The sequence below is a fragment of the Streptomyces sp. WI03-4A genome (assembly GCF_033792105.1).
GTDB classification, from domain to species: domain Bacteria; phylum Actinomycetota; class Actinomycetes; order Streptomycetales; family Streptomycetaceae; genus Streptomyces; species Streptomyces collinus_A.
Window position 1 is genome coordinate 269015 of the sequence record NZ_JARAUO010000003.1, and the last position, 18672, is coordinate 287686.

Consider the following 18672-nt stretch of genomic DNA (forward strand, 5'->3'; position numbering starts at 1 on the left):
CTCGTCCTGGTCACGCCCCGCACCGGTGAAGCCGACCGAACGGCGGCGTGTCGGAGGCTCGGACGCGACCGGCAGGGATTGCCGGCGCGCAGGACCCTTCGGATCGGACGGCACCGCGAGCCGGAGCGGGCGGACGCACCGACGGACGAACGGGGCGCCGGGCCAGCGGCCGGTCCTCACCCGTCCCCCTCGGCATCGCGGCGGATGCCGGTCGTCGCCGCGTCACGGGCCGGGACGCCTTCGGTGCGCGTGCGCGTACCGCCGGGCCGTGCACCTGCCCTGCGGGTGGTTCCGGTGGCCGGCGTCCGGGGGTGGGAGCCGGTCGGCCGGCGCCGTGCGGCCTCCCCACGCGGTGGCCGGGAGGCGCCGTCGCCGCCCTCGGCGGTCCGCGTGCGGCGACGGCGCCGAGGGGCACCGGTCCCTGAGATCCGCTGCGAGGGGCGAGCTTCCGCCTTGGTGGGTGATCCCGAGTCCGGGACGCTCTCACCCGAGGGCGGACACGGGGTGCCTTCCGCTGCCGGCCCTGTCTGCTCCGTCCCGTCCGGCTGCCCCGGCTCCATCCCCGCCGACTGCGCCTGCTCCGCCCCCTCCGACTGCACCTGGTCCGCCCCGTCCGACTGCACCTGCTCCGACCCTTCCGGCTGCGCGGGTCCGGCCGTCGGCGCGGGGCCCGGGGCCGCTGTCCGTTCCGCGCGTTCCGCGCGCAGGCACCGGCGGATGGACTCGGGGTCGAGGCCTTCGTTGCAGGCCTGGTGCAGGAGGCGGGCGAAGAGGTAGTCGGGGTCCGCGCCCAGCGCCATCGCGAGCGCTTCCCGGGCTTCCAGTTCGTCCCCGCCGGACCAGGCGACCCAGCCCGCCAGGGTCAGCGGGGCGGCGGCGTGCTCGCCGTACGGCCCGACGCAGCGACGGGCCAGGGCGCGCCAGAGCCGCAGGGCCGGGCCGGCCTCGTCGCCCTCCATCCAGGCGGCCGCCCGGTCACGGGTCGTGCGGTCCTGGAGCCCGAGGATCAGGGTGGCCGCCTCGTCGTGGCCGAGCAGTTCGTCGTCGCGGATGTCGGCCCGGTGCGCACCGGGCACCGGCGGTGCGGCGGTGAACCTGCGGATGATCCGATCGGCCAGTTCGAGGGTCTCCTCGGCCACGCCGGGCCGGGTGGCCTCGTCGAGGATGCGGGGCACCAGGTCCATGCCGGCCGCGTCCAGGGCGATCTCCTGCTCCAGGGCCGCGCCCGTCTCCCAGGGCAGAAGCCTTGCCCGTAGCTCGCGGAGCGTGCCGCGCACCTGGATCCCTGCGTAGGTGGCCGCGGCGGCCAGCACCGAGGTGCCCGGCAGGCCCATCGGCGTCCCGTCGTCGGGGCAGCAGCGCTCGGTCGGGCAGCAGTAGGACCAGAAGCGGCCGTCCGAGATGCACAGGGCCTCGATCACCGGCGCGTCGAGGGTGCCGCACTGCGTGCGCAGCAGAGCGATGAGCGGCCTGAGCCGGATCATCACGTCCCGGCCCGTCTCGCCGTCGCCCGGCTCCTGGCAGACGTAGGCGACCATCTGTTCCGGTTTCGCGCCGCGCCGCTCGCTGCCGGTCACCAGTCCCTGGGCCAGCTGCCGTACGGCCGCCTCCCAGTCCTCCGTGGCCGCGGGGATGCCGAGCCGGGCCCGCCCGCCGAACCGGCCGCGGCCTTCCCTGTCGTGCAGAGCGACCAGCACGATGCTGTCCTCGGGCCGGTACCCGAGCAGGTAGGGCAGGGCGTCGGCCAGCTCGGCCGGGGTGCGCAGGGTGACCTGGGGGTCGTGCGCGGACCGTTCGTTCAGTGACTCTCGTCCCAGGATGTCGCCGTTTTCGAAGGGTCCGGTGGTTTCGCCGTGATTCGTCATGCGCAGACGATCTCGCGGATCCCGGCATTCCGCTTGAGCCTGTGGATAACTCAGAACAGGGACACGACAAAGCCGACGTCACCGCGTTCCACACCCCTCGGACCGCCCGGTTGTCAGTCCCGTCCTGTTGTATGGGACGCATGGAGCACACGAGCAACGCGGACCTCCGGGCGCGGGCCGACACCGTCCTCGCCCGGCTCGTCGGGGACGACACGGGGACGGCCCGGCTGCGCGAGGACCAGTGGCGGGCCATCGAGGCACTGGTCGCCGACCGGCGCCGGGCCCTGGTCGTGCAGCGCACGGGATGGGGCAAGTCCGCGGTGTACTTCGTGGCGACCTCGCTGCTGCGGGCCAGGGGCAGCGGGCCCACGGTGATCGTCTCGCCGCTCCTCGCCCTCATGCGCAACCAGGTGGAGGCGGCGGCCCGCGCCGGAATCCACGCCCGCACCATCAACTCCGCCAACACGGAGGAGTGGGACACCGTCCAGGACGAGATCGCGGCCGGAGAGGTCGACGTACTGCTCGTCAGCCCGGAACGCCTGAACAACCCCGACTTCCGCGACCAGGTGCTGCCCAAGCTCTCGGCGGCGACCGGACTCCTCGTCGTGGACGAGGCCCACTGCATCTCCGACTGGGGCCACGACTTCCGCCCGGACTACCGCCGGCTGCGCACCATGCTCGGCGACCTCCCGCCGGGGGTGCCGGTACTGGCGACCACCGCCACGGCCAACGCGCGCGTCACCGCGGACGTCGCCGAGCAGCTCGGCACGGGCGGCGCCTCGGACGCGCTGGTGCTGCGCGGCCCCCTGGACCGGGACAGCCTGAGCCTCGGCGTGCTGCGGCTGCCCGACGCCGCGCACCGGATGGCCTGGCTCGCCGACCACCTCGACGACCTCCCGGGCTCCGGCATCGTCTACACCCTCACCGTGGCCGCCGCCGAGGAGGTCACCACCTTCCTCCGGCAGCGCGGGCACACCGTCGCCTCGTACACGGGCAAGACGGAGAACGCCGACCGGCAGCAGGCCGAGGACGATCTGCTCGCCAACCGGGTCAAGGCGCTGATCGCCACCTCGGCGCTCGGGATGGGCTTCGACAAGCCGGACCTGGGTTTCGTCGTGCATCTCGGCTCGCCGTCCTCGCCCATCGCCTACTACCAGCAGGTCGGCCGCGCGGGACGTGGCGTCGAACACGCCGAGGTACTGCTGCTGCCGGGCAAGGAGGACGAGGCGATCTGGGAGTACTTCGCCTCCCTCGCCTTTCCCTCGGAGGACCTGGTGCGCCGCACCCTGGACGTCCTCGGCCGGGCCGACCGCCCACTGTCCCTTCCTGCCCTGGAGCCGCTGGTGGAGCTGCGCCGCTCCCGGCTGGAGACGATGCTGAAGGTCCTGGACGTGGACGGGGCGGTCAAGCGCGTCAAGGGCGGCTGGATCGCCACCGGGCAGCCGTGGTCGTACGACGCCGAGCGGTACGCGTGGGTGGCCCGTCAGCGCAAGGCGGAGCAGCAGGCGATGCGCGAGTACGCGTCCACCACGGACTGCCGGATGGAGTTCCTCCAGCGCCAGTTGGACGACGAGGGCGCCAAGCCCTGCGGCCGCTGTGACAACTGCGCGAGTCCGCGCTTCACCGCCGACACGACCACGGCGGCACTGGACGCCGCCCGGGTCGACCTCGGTCGCGCCGGGGTCGAGGTGGAGCCCCGCCGTATGTGGCCGACCGGACTGCCCGCCATCGGCATCGAGCTCAAGGGCCGGATCCCGGCCGGTGAACTGGCCTCGCCCGGGCGGGCGCTGGGCCGCCTTTCGGACATCGGCTGGGGCAACCGGCTGCGTCCCCTGTTCGCGCCCCAGGCCGCCGACGGGCCGGTACCGGACGACGTCGCGCGCGCCGTGGTGGATGTGCTCGCCGACTGGGCCAAGGGCCCGGGCGGCTGGGCCTCGGGCGCGCCCGACGCACAGCCCAGGCCCGTGGGAGTGGTCACCGTCGACTCGCGCACCCGGCCGGCGCTGATCCAGTCCCTCGGCGCCCGCATCGCCGAGATCGGCCGGCTGCCGCTGCTCGGCTCCGTCGCGTACGCCGGTGACGCGTCACGGGTGCCGCGCAGCAACAGCGCGCAGCGCCTCAAGGCCCTCGACGGGGCACTGACGGTGCCGCCCGACCTCGCCGCGGCGCTCGCCGAGGCCCGCGGCGCGGTCCTCCTCGTGGACGACTTCACGGAGACGGGCTGGACCCTCGCGGTCGCCTCGCGCCTGCTCAGACGGGGCGGCGCGAGCGCGGTGTTGCCCCTGGTGCTGGCCGTCCAGGGCTGACCGGCCGCCGCGCCCGTCCGTGTGCCCCCGTGGCATGCGAACGGGCCCCGGCCGGGCACCCCAGGCGTCATCAGCGGCCCCCGTGGGTAGGGATATAAGCCACGCACCGCCAGATAACAGCCGGTGGCCCCAATTGCTCGTTGCCGCATCCCAGTTCGACAGGAAGAATTGAGGTCCGCTCCCCGCACGACTCCTCCGTGTCCCGGTTGGGCTCCGTTGCGGTGCGCGCTCCCCCGAATCAGACCTCGCCCGCAGTGTGGGCGCGTAGCCGAAGGGAGGAACGTGACCTTCGGATTCGCCTCGTCCTCGGCGGCCTCGTTGTCGACGTCCGCGTCCGCCGCTTCCGCCAGTCGCCTGCTCGAGCCCGCGGAGTGGGCAGCCGCCGGAATCCCCCTGCTGCGCAACCCCCGTGAGGTCGTCAGCGGGCTCCACGCCCGGCATCGCCCCAAGCCGTCCATGGCGGTCGTGGCCGTCCTGGATCCGGAGGAACGCCTGTGCGCCAGCGCCTCGTTCGTACGGCGGCCGGCACCGGCCGACGGCTGGATGTTCCGCAACGCGCTGCTCGCCCAGCTGCGCCGGGTCATTCCGCACGACCTGCGCAGACGCACGCCGGTACGCACCGCCGTCCTGCTCTACTGCCGTGACGGCGAAGCGCGTTGGACGGAGGAGGACGGCGCCTGGATGTGGGGGCTGCGCGACGCCTGCACCCTGCACGGCCTGCGCTGCGGGGCGTACATCACGCTGACCGGGGACGGCTGGCAGGTGCTCGGCGAGAACCGCGGCGGCCGCCGGCCGAGCTCCCATTCGGAGCCGGAGCCCTTCGCCCTCTCGGAGGCGCCACCGCTGGCGCCTCGCACCGGGGGCCCGGTCTCCGAGGTTCTACGGCGCGCCGCCGCTCGCTGAAACCCGTTCGAGGGCGCGGACCCCGCCCCGGCACAGCCGCGCAGCGGCAGGGCCCGGGCGTGCGCCGGTGCCACCGAGTGGGCCGCTCACAGGGGAATCACCGGCCGCTCCGGAACCGCGTCCGAGCCGGGCGGCGTCACCGCTCGTACTCGGCGCGGAAGGTGCGCCGTCCGTGCGGACGGTCACAGGAACGCCCCAGGCCCCTGGGGCACTTCTCCTGCCCCAGGCTCGGTCGGCGTCCAAGGCGCGGCCTACGTCCGGGATGCGGTCGGCGTCCGGGATGCGGTCGGCGACGCCGTACGCCCGACTGCCCGGCGCGCGCCGGACGGCCGTCCCCTAGGAGGAACGGCCACCTTCGGGCATGCGGGCATGCCGGAGGCCGCACCGTGCGGATAGCCCCGTCACCCTCCCGCGCCGTCTCGGCGCGGGAGGCGGAACGTGACTCAGACGCCCGCGCCCACGCCCGCGCCCAGCACCGAGTTGATCTGCTGCGGGTCACCGCAGACGATCAGCAGAGCGCCGGCCCTGGAATGGGCGAGCGGGAGGACGGTGGCGGCAGCGGCGGCGGGGCCTCCGTTGACGGCCACGACGACCACGGGGCGGGACGCGGCACGGGAGACGATGGCGGCGTCCGTGTAGAAGACGTCGTCACCGGAGTCGTGCTGCGCCCAGTAGGCGGCCTCACCGAAGGAGAGCTCGTGCTCGGCCCACGGGTGCTGGGCGCCGGTGGTGATCACCAACACCTCTCCGGGGGCGCGGCCCGAGTCGAGCAGCAGGTCCACCGCTTCGTCGGCGGCGTCGAGGGCGCCCTCGGCCGAGGCGGGGATCAGCTGGATCTGCGGGGTGGCCGCCGAGACGGCGGGTACGGCCGGGCCCGACGGGCCTGGCTTGGCCGGAACCACGTCACGCTGCGTGCGCTGCACCGGCGGCGTGGGCCGCGGAGGGCCGGGACGACCGGGGCGGGACGGAGCCGCGGAACGGGGGCCGGGTACGGGGCGAGGGGTCGGCGCGGTACGGCCACTGGCCGGAGTGACGCGGGGACCCTGGGCACTCTCGTGAATCTGAGGCTCCTCGGGAATGAGAGGCATGAGCTGTTTTTTATCAAACGTTGGTGCGGCAGGAACGACCGGGTGGCACATCAGTGCGAGCGGAACCGTCAGAAATCGAAGCCGAGCTGACCCTCGATTTCCGGAACGCTTCCGTCCGCCCAGCTGCGGGCCTTCTTGAGGTGCCGCCACTGGGGCAGCGCATCAAGATACGCCCATGACAGGCGGTGGTACGGGGTGGGCCCCCGCTCCTCCAGTGCGGCCTTGTGCACGGGTGACGGATACCCGGCGTTGTCCGCAAACCCGAAGTCTGCATGGTCGATGCCCAGTTCGGCCATCATTTTGTCGCGCTGAACCTTGGCGATCACCGACGCCGCCGCAACGGCGACGCAGGAACGATCTCCCTTGATCACCGTGCGGACCTTCCACGGGGCGCCGAGATAGTCGTGCTTCCCGTCGAGGATCACGGCGTCGGGGCGCACCGGCAGGGCGTCCAGGGCCCGGACGGCGGCGAGCCGCAGCGCGGCGGTCATCCCCCGTTGGTCGATCTCCTCGGGTGAAGCATGTCCCAGGGCGTAGGAGGTCACCCACGTCCGGAGTATCCCGGCCAGTTCCGTACGGCGCTTGATGGTCAGCAGCTTGGAGTCGGTCAGACCCTCGGGCGGCCGACGGAGTCCGGTGACCGCCGCGCAGACGGTGACGGGTCCGGCCCAGGCACCCCGCCCCACCTCGTCGACACCAGCGATGATCTTCGCTCCGGTCGTGGCGCGCAGGGAGCGCTCGACAGTGTGAGTGGGTGGTTCGTACGGCATGGCGCCCTTAGGGTACGCCGCCCGGATCACCGAGCGACACCCCGGTTCCCCGGTCGGGGCGACGAGGGCCGGCGGGCAGGTTCAGACGCCGTGCGCACGCAGCAACGGGATCATGAGGTGGTCGATCATCTCCTCCAGATCCCGGTCGTTCCATTCACTGGTGCACATCTTGGATCGGTACATCATCATCGCCGGGATGGCGTCGAAGACGTACCCGTTGGCCGCGTCCCGGCGTACCTCTCCCCTCTCTATCCCACGGGTCACCACGTCCCGCAGCTGCCGGATGGTCGGCTCCACCACACCGTCGAAGATCACGCCGTGGAAGCGTTCGGCCTGCGCAGGATCGCATTCGTGAATCACAGCGCGCAGTGCGAAACCGGGTCGCGAGAACATGGCGTCGCGTGCGCGACGACACAGCACCAGCAGATCCTCGCGAACGCTTCCGAGGTCCGGCACTCCGCCGACGGGAGGCAGAGCGGCTTCGAGGGCGTCGGCGACCAGGTCCTCCTTGGAGGGCCAGCGGCGGTAGACGGCGGCCTTGCCGGTCTGGGCGCCGGTCGCGACACCCTCCATGGTCAGGCCCTTCCAGCCGACCGTGCTGAGCTGCTCGAGAGCGGCGTCCAGGATCGCGCGCTCCAGCACCGCACCGCGCCGACGAGGGGAAGCCGTCCGGGCAGGTTCGGCCGTCCAGCGCGTGGTATCCATCCGTGTTTCTCCAGCATGAAGGGGAAGCGGGTGTTCCGGGGTGGGATCGCGCCACGTCGCAGCAGAGGGGGACGCGGTACATGGCACGGAATTAAGTGAACGCTTGCGTTCACTGTTGGGGACTCACTACCGTTGACGCGAAAGTGAACGCGAGCGTTCACTAACGCCTTTGTGGGGGACTCATGGTGACAACCTCTCAGTTACTCCAGAAACCAGAACCGGGCGCGGCCCGCCGGGACGGGCACCCCGGCATCGCCCTGACCGTCATCGCCGCCTGCCAACTCATGGTGGTGCTCGACGCGACGATTGTGAACATCGCGCTCCCGCACATTCAAGACGCGCTCAAGTTCAGTACGACCGACCTCACTTGGGTGGTGAGCGCCTACACGCTCACGTTCGGCGGACTGTTGCTCCTCGGCGCGCGGGCCGGTGACATCCTCGGCCGGCGCCGGGTGTTCATGACCGGCATCCTGCTGTTCACCTTCGCCTCGCTGCTGGGTGGCCTCGCCCAGGAACCCTGGCAACTGCTGGCCGCCCGGGCCCTGCAGGGCGTGGGCGGTGCGATCGCCTCGCCCACCTCACTGGCCCTGATCACCACCACCTTCCCGGAGGGCCCGGAACGCAACCGGGCCTTCGGTGTGTTCGCCGCGGTGTCCGCGGGTGGCGGCGCCATCGGCCTGCTCGCGGGAGGCATGCTGACCGACTGGCTCGACTGGCGGTGGGTGCTCTTCGTCAACGTACCCATCGGGCTGCTGATCGCCTCGCTCGCACCGCTGTACATCAACGAGTCCGAGCGGCACCCGGGCCGGTTCGACATCGCCGGGGCGCTCACGTCGACAGCCGGCATGGCCACGCTGGTGTACGGGTTCATCCGGGCGTCGGAGGACGGCTGGCGTGACGGGCTCACCATCGGCTCGTTCGGCGCCGCGGTGGTGCTCCTGGTGGCCTTCGTCCTCACCGAACTGCGGGCGAAGGAACCCATCACCCCGCTCAGGATGTTCGCCGACCGCAACCGCTCGGGCACCTATGTGATCATGCTCAGCCTGGCCGCGGCGATGTTCGGGATGTTCTTCTACATCGTGCTGTTCGTCCAGAACGTGCTCGGCTACAGCCCGATCAAGGCCGGTCTGGCCTTCCTGCCCGTCACGGTCGTGATCGCGCTCGGCGCGGGCCTGTCGCAGCGGTTCCTGCCCAGGCTCGGCCCCAAGCCGTTCATGATGGCCGGCGCGACCCTCGTGACGATCGGGTTGGTCTGGCAGAGCTTCATCAGCCCGGACAGCTCGTACGTCGGCGGGGTACTCGGCCCGATGCTGGTGTTCGGCTTCGGCATGGGCCTGAACTTCGTGACAGCCACCGTCACGGCCGTATCCGGGGTCGCCCAGCACGAGGCGGGCGCGGCCTCCGGGCTGCTCAACGCCACGCAGCAAGTAGGCGGTTCGCTGGGCCTGTCCATCCTGACCACCGTCTTCGGCACCGCGAGCACGGACGAGGCGAAGAAACAGCTGCCGAAGTTCCTCGCGCAGGGGACGCCGGAACAGAAGGCGCAGTTCGCCAAGACGCACCAGCTGCCCGCGCCCTGGGGGCACGACGTGCTCGCCCACGGCATCTCGGTCGCCTTCGTGCCGGCCGCCGTGATGGCCGTGCTCGCCTTCCTCACCGCCTGGCTGGTGATCAAGGTCCGCAAGAGCGACCTCGACGCCCTCGCGGGCACGGCGGGTCCGGGGATCGGCTGACCCGACCGGGGCGGCGGTACGTCGCGGCCGACCGGACCACTGCGCCACAGCAGGCGGCACACACCACGGTCCGGTCGGCCGCACCGCCATGAGGGCGGCGAGGACGGCGAAGGCCGCGAGATAACCGAGAACGACAACGACCCGCACCCCGTCCACACCCCCTGACACTCCCCGAACCTCAGGTCATCCCGGCCGCCATCCGCCCGGAGCGAGGCTGTTTCGGCTCGGACCGGCGGACCGGTGACGGCTACCGGAGCAACGGGCGGCGACCACGGAGAGTTCCCGGCGGACACGAAGAGTGGCCACCGGGACGAGGGGGAGGTACCTCAGGGGCCGGAAGGCACCCAGTCCGGCAGGGCCTCGGTCCGCTCCAGCCACGGCGCGGGGGGTGGTCCCGCCTTGCCGGACGCGAGCACACCACCGACGATGGCGCAGTTCGTGTCCACGTCCCCGCCCACCTGGGCGGTCGTCCAGAACGCCTTCTCGTAGTCGCCGAGCGAGCGCGCGGCCGACCAGAGGGCGAAGGGGACGGTGTCGTGGGCGCTCGTGCGGCGGCCGCAGCCGAGGACGGCAGCGACCGTCCCGGCGTCGCCGTAGTCGAGCATGTCCCGGGCGCGGCGCAGGCCCGCGCCGACCGCGCTCTTGGGCACGAGGGCGATCACGCCGTCGAGCAGCGCTTCCGGGCTGGGCGGCCCGTCCGGGGCGGCGGCCAGTGCGGCCGCGGCCGCTACGGCCATCGCGCCGACCACGGCCTCGCGGTGCTGGTGCGTGGGGTAGGCGGAGATCTCCGCCTGGTGGGTCGCCTGCTCCGGATCGTCCGCGTACCAGGCGCCCAGGGGGGCGATGCGCATCGCCGCGCCGTTGCCCCAGGAGCCCTGTCCGTTGAAGAGGCCCGCGGCCAGCTCGCGCCAGTCCTGGCCTTCCCGGACGAGGCGGAGCAGCCGGTTGACCGCGGGGCCGTAGCCCCGGTCGAAGTCGTGGTGGTCGGCGAAGGAGCGGGCCAGCGCGTCCTGGTCCAGGCGCTGGTGGGTGGCCAGGACTGCCACCACGGAACAGGCCATCTCCGTGTCGTCCGTCCACTGCCAGGCGCCCTCGGGGAGCTCGCGGCGCTTGAGCAGGGGGTAGTTCGCCGGGACGAAGAACTGCGAGCCCAGCGCGTCCGCCACCGCCAGTCCGCGCAGGCTGGCCAGCGCGCGCTCCAGGCGCCCGAGAGAAGAGGTGTCAGCGGTCATCGCACTGCCACTCTATCCGTTGACCCAGTACGGCACCGGGTCCCGCCAGCGCTCGAAGGGCCGGTCGAGGGCGTACCGGCCGTCCTCTCCGAGAACGAGCATCCGCATCTCGGCGTTCCCGGGGTTCGACAGCGACTCGAATTCCGCGACCGTCCAGTGGAACCAGCGCATGCAGAACAGCCGCATCGCGAGTCCGTGCGTCACCAGGAGCACGTTCGGCGGATGGTCGGGGGCCTCGAAGCTGCGGAAGAGACTTTCCAGGAAACCGCCGACCCGGTCGTAGACGTCGGCGCCGGACTCACCCTGCGGGAACCGGAAGAAGAAGTGGCCGTAGGCGTCCCGGTACGCCTTCTGCAGGCGCACGTCGTCGCGGTCCTGCCAGTTGCCCCAGTCCTGCTCGCGGAGCCGGGGTTCCTCGCGTACGCGTATGAGGTCGGAGTCGAGGTGGAAGGCCCGCAGGGTCTCGTGGGTGCGGCGGTACGGGGAGACGTACACGCTCACGCGCTCCCGGCCGAACACCTCCCGGATCGTCTTTCCGGTCTCCTCGGCCTGTCGCCAGCCGCGTTCGGTCAGGGCGAGAGCGTGATCGGGTTCCCGCTCGTAGACGGAGTCATCAACATTGCCCGTTGACTCGCCGTGCCGGACAAGGACGATGCGCCGTGGTCGTGCCATGCCAAAACCCTAGTTCGGCCGGGGGACGATCGAGCACTCGGACGGGCTCATACGGCGTAGGTCACACGGAATCTTTCGTAACCGTCCTGGCCCCTCAGACCGTCCAGGACGGCTCCATCTCGACGATGTCACCGGTCAGGGCCGCGATGTCCGCCTCCGTCTGGGCGCGCAGGGCCAGCCGCTCCACCCGCTCGGTGCGGTACTTTCCGTGCTCGGCGGCCGACCGCCACATGGAGAGCACCATGAACTCGTGCGCGGGTGCCTCGCCGAACATGCCCCGGATCATGCCCGGCGAGCCGGCCATCGCGGGATTCCAGACCTTCTCCTGCATCAGGGTGAAGTGCTCGACGCGCTCCTCGTGCACCCTGCACAGGGCCACGCGGATCAGGTCGGCGTCGGTGAACCGCGGCTCGAAGCCGGTCTTCACGTCGAAGCGGTATTCGAACAGCTTGACCTGGGCGTCTTTGAACGTGCCGGACTGGGCGGCCGCCAGACGGTCGTGCGAACGGGCCATGAAGGAGTCGTAGAAGGCGCGGCTCTCCCAGAAGGCGAACACGTGCGCCACTCCGGGCCGGTGCCGGCTCCAGCCTCCGCCCTGTCCCCGAAAACCCGGCTCCCCCGGAAGCCCCGCCCATTTCCGCTGCCCCCGCTCGAAGCCGCGGCGGTCCACCACGGTGCAGCGAATCCACTTGACCAGCACCGCGCCATCGTACGGCCACCGGGCGTGGCGTCGGTCACGCTCCGGCGGAGATCGCCCGCACATGCGCCCCGGCGCACGTGGCACGATGAGCAAGCAGCCTTGACTCCAGGGGAGTTGGGGGACAGACCCACAGGGGGAAGGGAACGCCCGGTGCCTGGCTTCAGCAAGGGAATCCGCAAGGTCGAGGTCGCCCTGAAGTGGGACCCCAGTCCGGCGGGTCGGCCGCCCACCGATCTCGACATCGTCGCGGCGACCTTCGTGTCGGCGGACCCGTACGGGTCACCGGCCTATCTGGTGCACTTCGACAGCCGCTCCCCGGACGGCACGATCTTCCTCGACCGGGACAGTACGGACGGCCGGGGATTCGGCTGGGACGAGGTCATGAAGCTGGAGCTCGACCGGCTCGACGACCGGTACGCGCGCGTGGTCGTGGGTGTCGTCATCCAGCAGCGGTCCGGGGAGAGGACCTTCGACGGCGTACTGAATCCGGCCATGCGCATACGCGAGGGGTACACCGTGCTCGCGGAGGACGAGTTCGGCTCGGTCGGCGACGCCACGGCGGCCACGATCGGGGAGTTCGCGCGGGACGAGTCCGGCGGATGGGCCTTCCTGCCCGGTGTCCACGGCTTCGACGAGGACCCGGCCGGCTTCGCGCGGGTCATGGGCAGGGCGCGCCGGTCCTGACCGTCAGGCGGTGTAGGGAGCGACGATCGCCAGTGTCCGCGCCAGTTCCTCCAGCACGGCCGCGCGGTGGGTGAGCGGGCGGGGCGGCTCGTCCTTGTTCCGCCTGCTCACCCCGCGGTCGGCCAGGACGTAGAGCATCCGCAGGGTGCGCATGGTGTTGGACGCCCAGGCGGGCACCGGGCCGGGCTCGCCGGTCCTGAAGGCCGCGGCGACCGGGGCCAGCCAGCCGACCGAGTCGGCCTCGGTGAGGTCCGGGTGGCCGAGGATCTGGGCGAGCGCGTAGGCGATGCGGTCGTCCTCCTGGGCGTCGAAGAGGTGGCCGGTGGGCGCCAGCAACCGGGCCGTGGCCAGCTCGGCCAGCGGTCGCGGCGGCTGACCGGGGTGCCGGGCGAGCACCGCCAGGAGGTCAGCCCCGTGGGCCGCGGCGTGCACCCAGCCGAGGACGGGGTCGTGGCCGCGCAGGTCGGTCTCGGCGGGGTACCAGCGCGCGAAGGCGGTCCACCACCCCGGTCGCCAGTCGCCGCTCTCGACGAGCCGGGCGAGGACGAGCGGCGCGAAGCTGCGGGCCTGCACGGCCTCGTCCGCCAGGTGCAGGGCCATCCGGTCCCCGAGCCGGCCCCGCTCCCCTGGCGTGAGCGCGGGTGTCCAGCGGACGGTCGCGAGGTAGGCGCCGTCGTCGCGTACCGCGGGGTCGGGCGAGCGGAGATCCTCGCACAGGGCGTCGAGGGCCGCCGCCCGGTCCGCCGCGGGGAGGTCGCGGATGTCGACGTCGTACCTGTGCGTCATGGTCATGACCGCAGGTTACGGCGCGCGCGGGCACGAAGAGGCCGTTCGGCCACGCCGCCCGTCGAGTGCCCCTGCCTCTCCCATGAGTAAGGGGCGCCGGCAGTTGCCGACGCCCCTTACCTCAGTTACCGCAGTTCATCAGCTGCAGCCGCTGGTCGAGCCGCAGCCCTCGCAGATGTAGCAGGAACCGGCCCGCTGCATCTTCGTGCCGCAGGAGAAGCACAGCGGGGCGTCGGCCTGGATGCCCAGCTGCATCTCCACCAGCTCGGCGCTGGTGTGAGCCTGCTTCGGTGCCGGCTTGGCCACCTCGGCCTCCGCCTTCGGCGTGGCGACGGCCTTCAACTCCTGGGCGCGGGGCGCCGACTGGGCCAGGCCCTCGACGTCGACGTCGTCTTCGTCCATGGACTGCTCGTAGGAACCCGTCTCCAGGTGGCGCTGGCGCTCCTCGGCGGAGTGGATGCCGAGGGCGGAGCGGGTCTCGAAGGGCAGGAAGTCCAGCGCCAGGCGGCGGAAGATGTAGTCGACGATGGACTGCGCCATCCGCACGTCCGGGTCGTCCGTCATGCCGGCCGGCTCGAAGCGCATGTTGGTGAACTTCGAGACGTACGTCTCCAGGGGCACGCCGTACTGGAGGCCGACGGAGACCGCGATGGAGAAGGCGTCCATCATGCCCGCGAGGGTCGAGCCCTGCTTGGACATCTTCAGGAAGACCTCGCCGAGACCGTCGTCCGGGTAGGAGTTGGCGGTCATGTAGCCCTCGGCGCCGCCGACGGTGAAGGACGTGGTGATGCCGGGACGGCCCTTCGGGAGACGCTTGCGGACCGGGCGGTACTCGACCACCTTCTCGACCGCGGCACGGATCGTGTCCTCGGTCTTCTCGGTGATCTCGGCCTTCTCGTCCTCCTTCTTCTTGGCGGAGAGCGGCTGGCCGACCTTGCAGTTGTCGCGGTAGATCGCGAGCGCCTTGACGCCGAGCTTCCAGGCCTCGTAGTAGATCTCCTCGACCTCCTCGACGGTCGCCGTCTCCGGCATGTTGACCGTCTTGGAGATGGCACCGGAGATCCAGGGCTGGATCGCGGCCATCATGCGGACGTGGCCCATCGGGGAGATGGCGCGCTCGCCCATGGCGCAGTCGAACACCTCGTAGTGCTCGGGCTTGAGGCCCGGGGCGTCGATCACATTGCCGTGGTCGGCGATGTGGGCGACGATCGCCTCGATCTGCTCCTCCTGGTAGCCCAGACGGCGCAGGGCCTGCGGGACGGTGCCGTTGACGATCTGCATCGAGCCGCCACCGACGAGCTTCTTGAACTTCACCAGGGCGAGGTCGGGCTCGACACCGGTGGTGTCGCAGGACATCGCCAGACCGATGGTGCCGGTCGGGGCGAGGACGGACGCCTGGGAGTTACGGAAACCGTTCTGCTCCCCGACGCGCAGGACGTCCTGCCAGGCCTCGGTGGCCGCGGCCCACACCGGGCTGTCCAGGTCGTCCATGCGGACGGCCGTGCCGTTGGCGTCGGAGTGCTGCTTCATGACGCGCTTGTGGGCGTCGGCGTTGCGGGCGTAGCCGTCGTAGGGGCCGACGACCGCGGCCAGCTCGGCGGAGCGGCGGTAGGCCGTACCCGTCATCAGGGAGGTGATGGCGCCGGCCAGGGCGCGGCCGCCGTCCGAGTCGTACGCGTGGCCGGTGGCCATCAGCAGGGCGCCGAGGTTGGCGTAGCCGATGCCGAGCTGGCGGAACGCGCGGGTGTTCTCGCCGATCTTCTGGGTCGGGAAGTCCGCGAAGCAGATCGAGATGTCCATCGCGGTGATGACCAGCTCGACGACCTTCTGGAAACGCTCGGTCTCGAAGGACTGGGTGCCCTTGCCGTCGTCCTTGAGGAACTTCATCAGGTTCAGCGAGGCCAGGTTGCAGGACGTGTTGTCCAGGTGCATGTACTCGCTGCACGGGTTCGACGCGGTGATCCGGCCGGACTCGGGGCAGGTGTGCCAGTTGTTGATGGTGTCGTCGTACTGGATGCCCGGGTCGGCGCAGGCCCAGGCGGCCTCGGCGATCTTGCGGAAGAGCGCCTTGGCGTCGACCTCCTCGATGACCTCACCGGTCATACGGGCACGCAGGCCGAAGTTGCCGCCCTTCTCGACCGCGGACATGAACTCGTCGTTCACGCGGACCGAGTTGTTGGCGTTCTGGTACTGGACGGACGTGATGTCGTCGCCGCCCAGGTCCATGTCGAAGCCCGCGTCGCGCAGGACGCGGATCTTCTCCTCCTCGCTGACCTTCGTCTGGATGAAGTCCTCGATGTCCGGGTGGTCGACGTCGAGCACGACCATCTTGGCGGCACGGCGGGTGGCGCCACCGGACTTGATGGTGCCGGCGGAGGCGTCGGCGCCACGCATGAAGGAGACCGGGCCGGAGGCGTTGCCGCCGGAGGACAGGAGCTCCTTGGAGGACCGGATGCGGGAGAGGTTCAGGCCGGCGCCGGAGCCGCCCTTGAAGATCATCCCCTCTTCCTTGTACCAGTCGAGGATCGACTCCATGGAGTCGTCGACGGACAGGATGAAGCACGCCGAGACCTGCTGGGGCTGCGGGGTGCCGACGTTGAACCAGACGGGGCTGTTGAAGCTGAAGATCTGGTGCAGGAGGGCGTACGCCAGCTCGTGCTCGAAGATCTCGGCGTCGGCGGGGGACGCGAAGTACTTGTGGTCCTCGCCGGCCTTCCGGTACGTCTTCACGATGCGGTCGATCAGCTGCTTGAGGCTGACCTCACGCTGCGGGGTGCCGACGGCACCGCGGAAGTACTTGCTGGTGACGATGTTGACCGCGTTCACCGACCAGAAGTCGGGGAACTCGACGCCACGCTGCTCGAAGTTGACCGAGCCGTCGCGCCAGTTGGTCATGACGACGTCACGACGCTCCCACGCCACCTCGTCGTACGGGTGCACGCCGGGGGTGGTGTGGATGCGCTCGCTACGCAGTCCCCTGGTGGCCTTGGTGCCCTTGGCTCGGGAACCTCGTGCCGGACCGCTCGCCGTCTCTGTCATGCCGCCTCCCTGTACGGGCGAAAACGCCCTGAAGTGCCACGATGTTCCCGTGACACGGTGTTCTGTCTGGTGTTGCGGGCTCCCTCACGCTGCCGCCCGCAACAGGTCCTGGGTCGCCGCCTCCCGGCCGGAACCCGGGTCTCCGTCCGGTTTCCGGCCCGCCGGTCAGTCGGCGGCGTGGGCGGGCACGGGAACCTGAGTGGTCCCTCCGCGCCCGCGGTCGTCTTCCTGGCTCCCCGTTCCCGCGTCCTCGTCGTCGTTCGCGGCGGGACACCGCCCGCCTTCCCTCAGCTCCGCGATGGCCGCCTCGAAGTCCTCGAGCGAGTCGAACGCACGGTAGACGGAGGCGAACCGCAGAAAGGCGACGAGGTCGAGCTCCTGCAACGGGCCGAGTATGGCCAGACCCACGTCGTGGGTGGTCAGCTCGGCGCTTCCGGTGGCCCGCACCGCCTCCTCGACCCGCTGGCCGAGCTGGGCGAGGGCGTCCTCGGTGACCGGCCGTCCCTGGCATGCCTTGCGCACGCCGTTGATGACCTTGGTACGACTGAAGGGCTCGGTCACTCCGGACCGCTTCACCACCATGAGCGAGCACGTCTCCACGGTCGTGAAACGACGGGAGCAGTCGGGGCACTGGCGGCGCCTGCGGATCGACGTGCCGTCGTCGGTCGTACGGCTGTCGACCACACGGCTGTCGGGGTGCCTGCAGAAGGGGCAGTGCATGTTCTCCAACCCTCCTCACAGCAGACTCAACAGCCTCGCCGGGCCACACAGGCCCCTCGAAGCAGCCCTAAGCATAGGCGATCGCGGCGGGCTCGAAGACCCAGGTCCCCCCGAAAACCACAACTTGTGGGTCGGTGTAGCCATCCAACCACTAGATGTGGGGATCAGCGCATACACCGAGGCAGAGTCGCGTGTCGCCGCCGAGCGACGGGGTATCCGGGCCCTGGAACCGCGCCGGGCGCCCGCGCACCCCTTGCCCCGCATCCGTCCGCGCACACTTCGGACAACACGCGGGCGTACGGCCGTATCGCCCGGGCATGTACGGAGATACCGTGGGCGCGGCACGGAGGACGCGTAGGACTCCGGCACAGAAGGGTCCGGCAGCCCGGTCGACGGGATTCCGGATGGCAGACTGGGGCAGCAACCCACGAGGTGATCCACCCCGGCGGTGAAGAGTACAACAATGGGTGCTTTTGCCCGCCAGGGGTCGCGTTAGCCATACACCCGGACACATGATCGCGACAGCTGAATCGCACTTTTTCACTCGAACGTGTGTTTGGCGCAACCTTTCGAAAGCAACTACCGTTGTGCAGCAGGGAGACCATCGAGAGGGGCCGACGTGACCACCACCGCAGACAGTGCCACCATCACTGCCCAGGACCGCTCCCAGGGCCGAGTCGAGCCGGTACATGCGATGAACGAAGCCACGAATCCCGAGGGGCACAAGCGCTCCCTGCCGGGCCGACCTCCAGGCATCCGGGCGGACAGCTCGGGGCTCACCGACCGGCAGCGCCGGGTGATCGAGGTCATCAGGGACTCCGTGCAGCGGCGCGGGTACCCGCCGTCGATGCGCGAGATCGGCCAGGCCGTCGGCCTCTCCAGCACCTCTTCGGTCGCGCACCAGCTCATGGCCCTGGAGCGCAAGGGCTTCCTGCGCCGTGACCCGCACCGCCCGCGCGCTTACGAGGTCCGCGGTTCCGACCAGGCCGTGACCGTGCAGCCCACGGACACCGCCGGCAAGCCCGCCGCGTCCTACGTCCCCCTCGTCGGCCGTATCGCCGCCGGTGGCCCCATCCTCGCCGAGGAGTCGGTCGAGGACGTGTTCCCGCTGCCGCGGCAGCTCGTCGGCGACGGTGAGCTGTTCGTCCTCAAGGTCGTCGGTGACTCCATGATCGAGGCCGCCATCTGCGACGGCGACTGGGTCACCGTCCGCCGCCAGCCGGTCGCCGAGAACGGCGACATCGTCGCCGCCATGCTCGACGGTGAGGCCACCGTCAAGCGCTTCAAGCGCGAGGACGGCCACGTCTGGCTCCTCCCCCACAACGCGGCCTACGAGCCGATCCCCGGCGACGACGCGACCATCCTGGGCAAGGTCGTCGCCGTGCTGCGGCGCGTCTGACGGCTGCGGCGGACGGGCCCGAGGCCCCTCCCCCTGACCGGGCCCCGGAACCCCTGCGCCGGTTCCGGGG

15 protein-coding genes are annotated in these 18672 nt (G+C 71.0%); 5 read left to right on the forward strand and 10 right to left on the reverse strand.

Features of this window, described 5'->3' with window-relative positions:
* Positions 1 to 176 precede the first annotated feature (176 nt).
* Complete coding sequence (locus tag PV343_RS06045) at positions 177 to 1865, reverse strand: DUF4192 domain-containing protein (RefSeq protein ID WP_319145723.1); 1689 nt, start codon at positions 1863 to 1865, stop codon at positions 177 to 179.
* Positions 1866 to 2005: 140 nt separating this feature from the next.
* On the opposite strand from PV343_RS06045, the gene PV343_RS06050 reads away from it, so the two are divergent.
* Positions 2006 to 4171 (forward strand): RecQ family ATP-dependent DNA helicase, encoded by a 2166-nt coding sequence (locus PV343_RS06050; RefSeq protein ID WP_319145724.1) that lies wholly within the window; start codon positions 2006 to 2008, stop codon positions 4169 to 4171.
* Positions 4172 to 4453: 282 nt separating this feature from the next.
* Complete coding sequence (locus tag PV343_RS06055; protein WP_319145725.1) at positions 4454 to 5074, forward strand: hypothetical protein; 621 nt, start codon at positions 4454 to 4456, stop codon at positions 5072 to 5074.
* Between the two features lie 443 nt (positions 5075 to 5517).
* Here PV343_RS06055 and PV343_RS06060 read toward each other — a convergent pair whose 3' ends face one another.
* The 3 genes from PV343_RS06060 to PV343_RS06070 form a co-directional block, all read right to left on the reverse strand.
* Complete coding sequence (locus PV343_RS06060; protein WP_319145726.1) at positions 5518 to 6162, reverse strand: hypothetical protein; 645 nt, start codon at positions 6160 to 6162, stop codon at positions 5518 to 5520.
* Between the two features lie 68 nt (positions 6163 to 6230).
* A complete protein-coding gene (locus tag PV343_RS06065) occupies positions 6231 to 6932 on the reverse strand; it encodes a ribonuclease HII (protein WP_319145727.1) in 702 nt (233 codons plus the stop codon).
* Between the two features lie 81 nt (positions 6933 to 7013).
* Complete coding sequence (locus PV343_RS06070) at positions 7014 to 7637, reverse strand: TetR/AcrR family transcriptional regulator (protein ID WP_319145728.1); 624 nt, start codon at positions 7635 to 7637, stop codon at positions 7014 to 7016.
* Between the two features lie 182 nt (positions 7638 to 7819).
* On the opposite strand from PV343_RS06070, the gene PV343_RS06075 reads away from it, so the two are divergent.
* Positions 7820 to 9370: an MFS transporter gene (locus PV343_RS06075; RefSeq protein ID WP_387950687.1), complete on the forward strand. Its 1551-nt coding sequence runs from the start codon at positions 7820 to 7822 to the stop codon at positions 9368 to 9370.
* Positions 9371 to 9696: 326 nt separating this feature from the next.
* Here PV343_RS06075 and PV343_RS06080 read toward each other — a convergent pair whose 3' ends face one another.
* The 3 genes from PV343_RS06080 to PV343_RS06090 all read right to left on the reverse strand — a co-directional run bounded on the left by PV343_RS06080 (position 9697) and on the right by PV343_RS06090 (position 11974).
* On the reverse strand, positions 9697 to 10602 hold the full coding sequence (locus tag PV343_RS06080; RefSeq protein WP_319145729.1) for an ADP-ribosylglycohydrolase family protein: 906 nt from the start codon (positions 10600 to 10602) through the stop codon (positions 9697 to 9699).
* 12 nt (positions 10603 to 10614) lie between these two features.
* Positions 10615 to 11274 (reverse strand): histidine phosphatase family protein, encoded by a 660-nt coding sequence (locus PV343_RS06085; protein ID WP_319145730.1) that lies wholly within the window; start codon positions 11272 to 11274, stop codon positions 10615 to 10617.
* A 94-nt stretch (positions 11275 to 11368) separates the two neighbouring features.
* Complete coding sequence (locus tag PV343_RS06090; protein WP_319145731.1) at positions 11369 to 11974, reverse strand: YdbC family protein; 606 nt, start codon at positions 11972 to 11974, stop codon at positions 11369 to 11371.
* A 150-nt stretch (positions 11975 to 12124) separates the two neighbouring features.
* Between PV343_RS06090 and PV343_RS06095 the strand changes: the two genes are divergently transcribed.
* Entirely contained in the window at positions 12125 to 12658 is a 534-nt protein-coding gene (locus tag PV343_RS06095) for a TerD family protein (protein WP_319145732.1), read from the forward strand.
* Between the two features lie 3 nt (positions 12659 to 12661).
* On the opposite strand, the gene PV343_RS06100 is transcribed toward PV343_RS06095, so the two are convergent.
* From PV343_RS06100 to nrdR, 3 genes are all read right to left on the reverse strand, one after another.
* Positions 12662 to 13450 (reverse strand): DUF2785 domain-containing protein, encoded by a 789-nt coding sequence (locus tag PV343_RS06100; RefSeq protein ID WP_319145733.1) that lies wholly within the window; start codon positions 13448 to 13450, stop codon positions 12662 to 12664.
* A 132-nt stretch (positions 13451 to 13582) separates the two neighbouring features.
* Positions 13583 to 16483 carry a vitamin B12-dependent ribonucleotide reductase gene (locus PV343_RS06105; RefSeq protein ID WP_319145734.1) on the reverse strand — a complete coding sequence of 967 codons (2901 nt, stop codon included), beginning with the start codon at positions 16481 to 16483 and terminating at the stop codon, positions 13583 to 13585.
* Between the two features lie 165 nt (positions 16484 to 16648).
* Complete coding sequence (nrdR, locus tag PV343_RS06110) at positions 16649 to 17203, reverse strand: transcriptional regulator NrdR (protein WP_133919516.1); 555 nt, start codon at positions 17201 to 17203, stop codon at positions 16649 to 16651.
* A 619-nt stretch (positions 17204 to 17822) separates the two neighbouring features.
* Between nrdR and lexA the strand changes: the two genes are divergently transcribed.
* Positions 17823 to 18602 carry a transcriptional repressor LexA gene (gene lexA, locus PV343_RS06115; protein WP_030750750.1) on the forward strand — a complete coding sequence of 260 codons (780 nt, stop codon included), beginning with the start codon at positions 17823 to 17825 and terminating at the stop codon, positions 18600 to 18602.
* Positions 18603 to 18672: the final 70 nt, after the last annotated feature.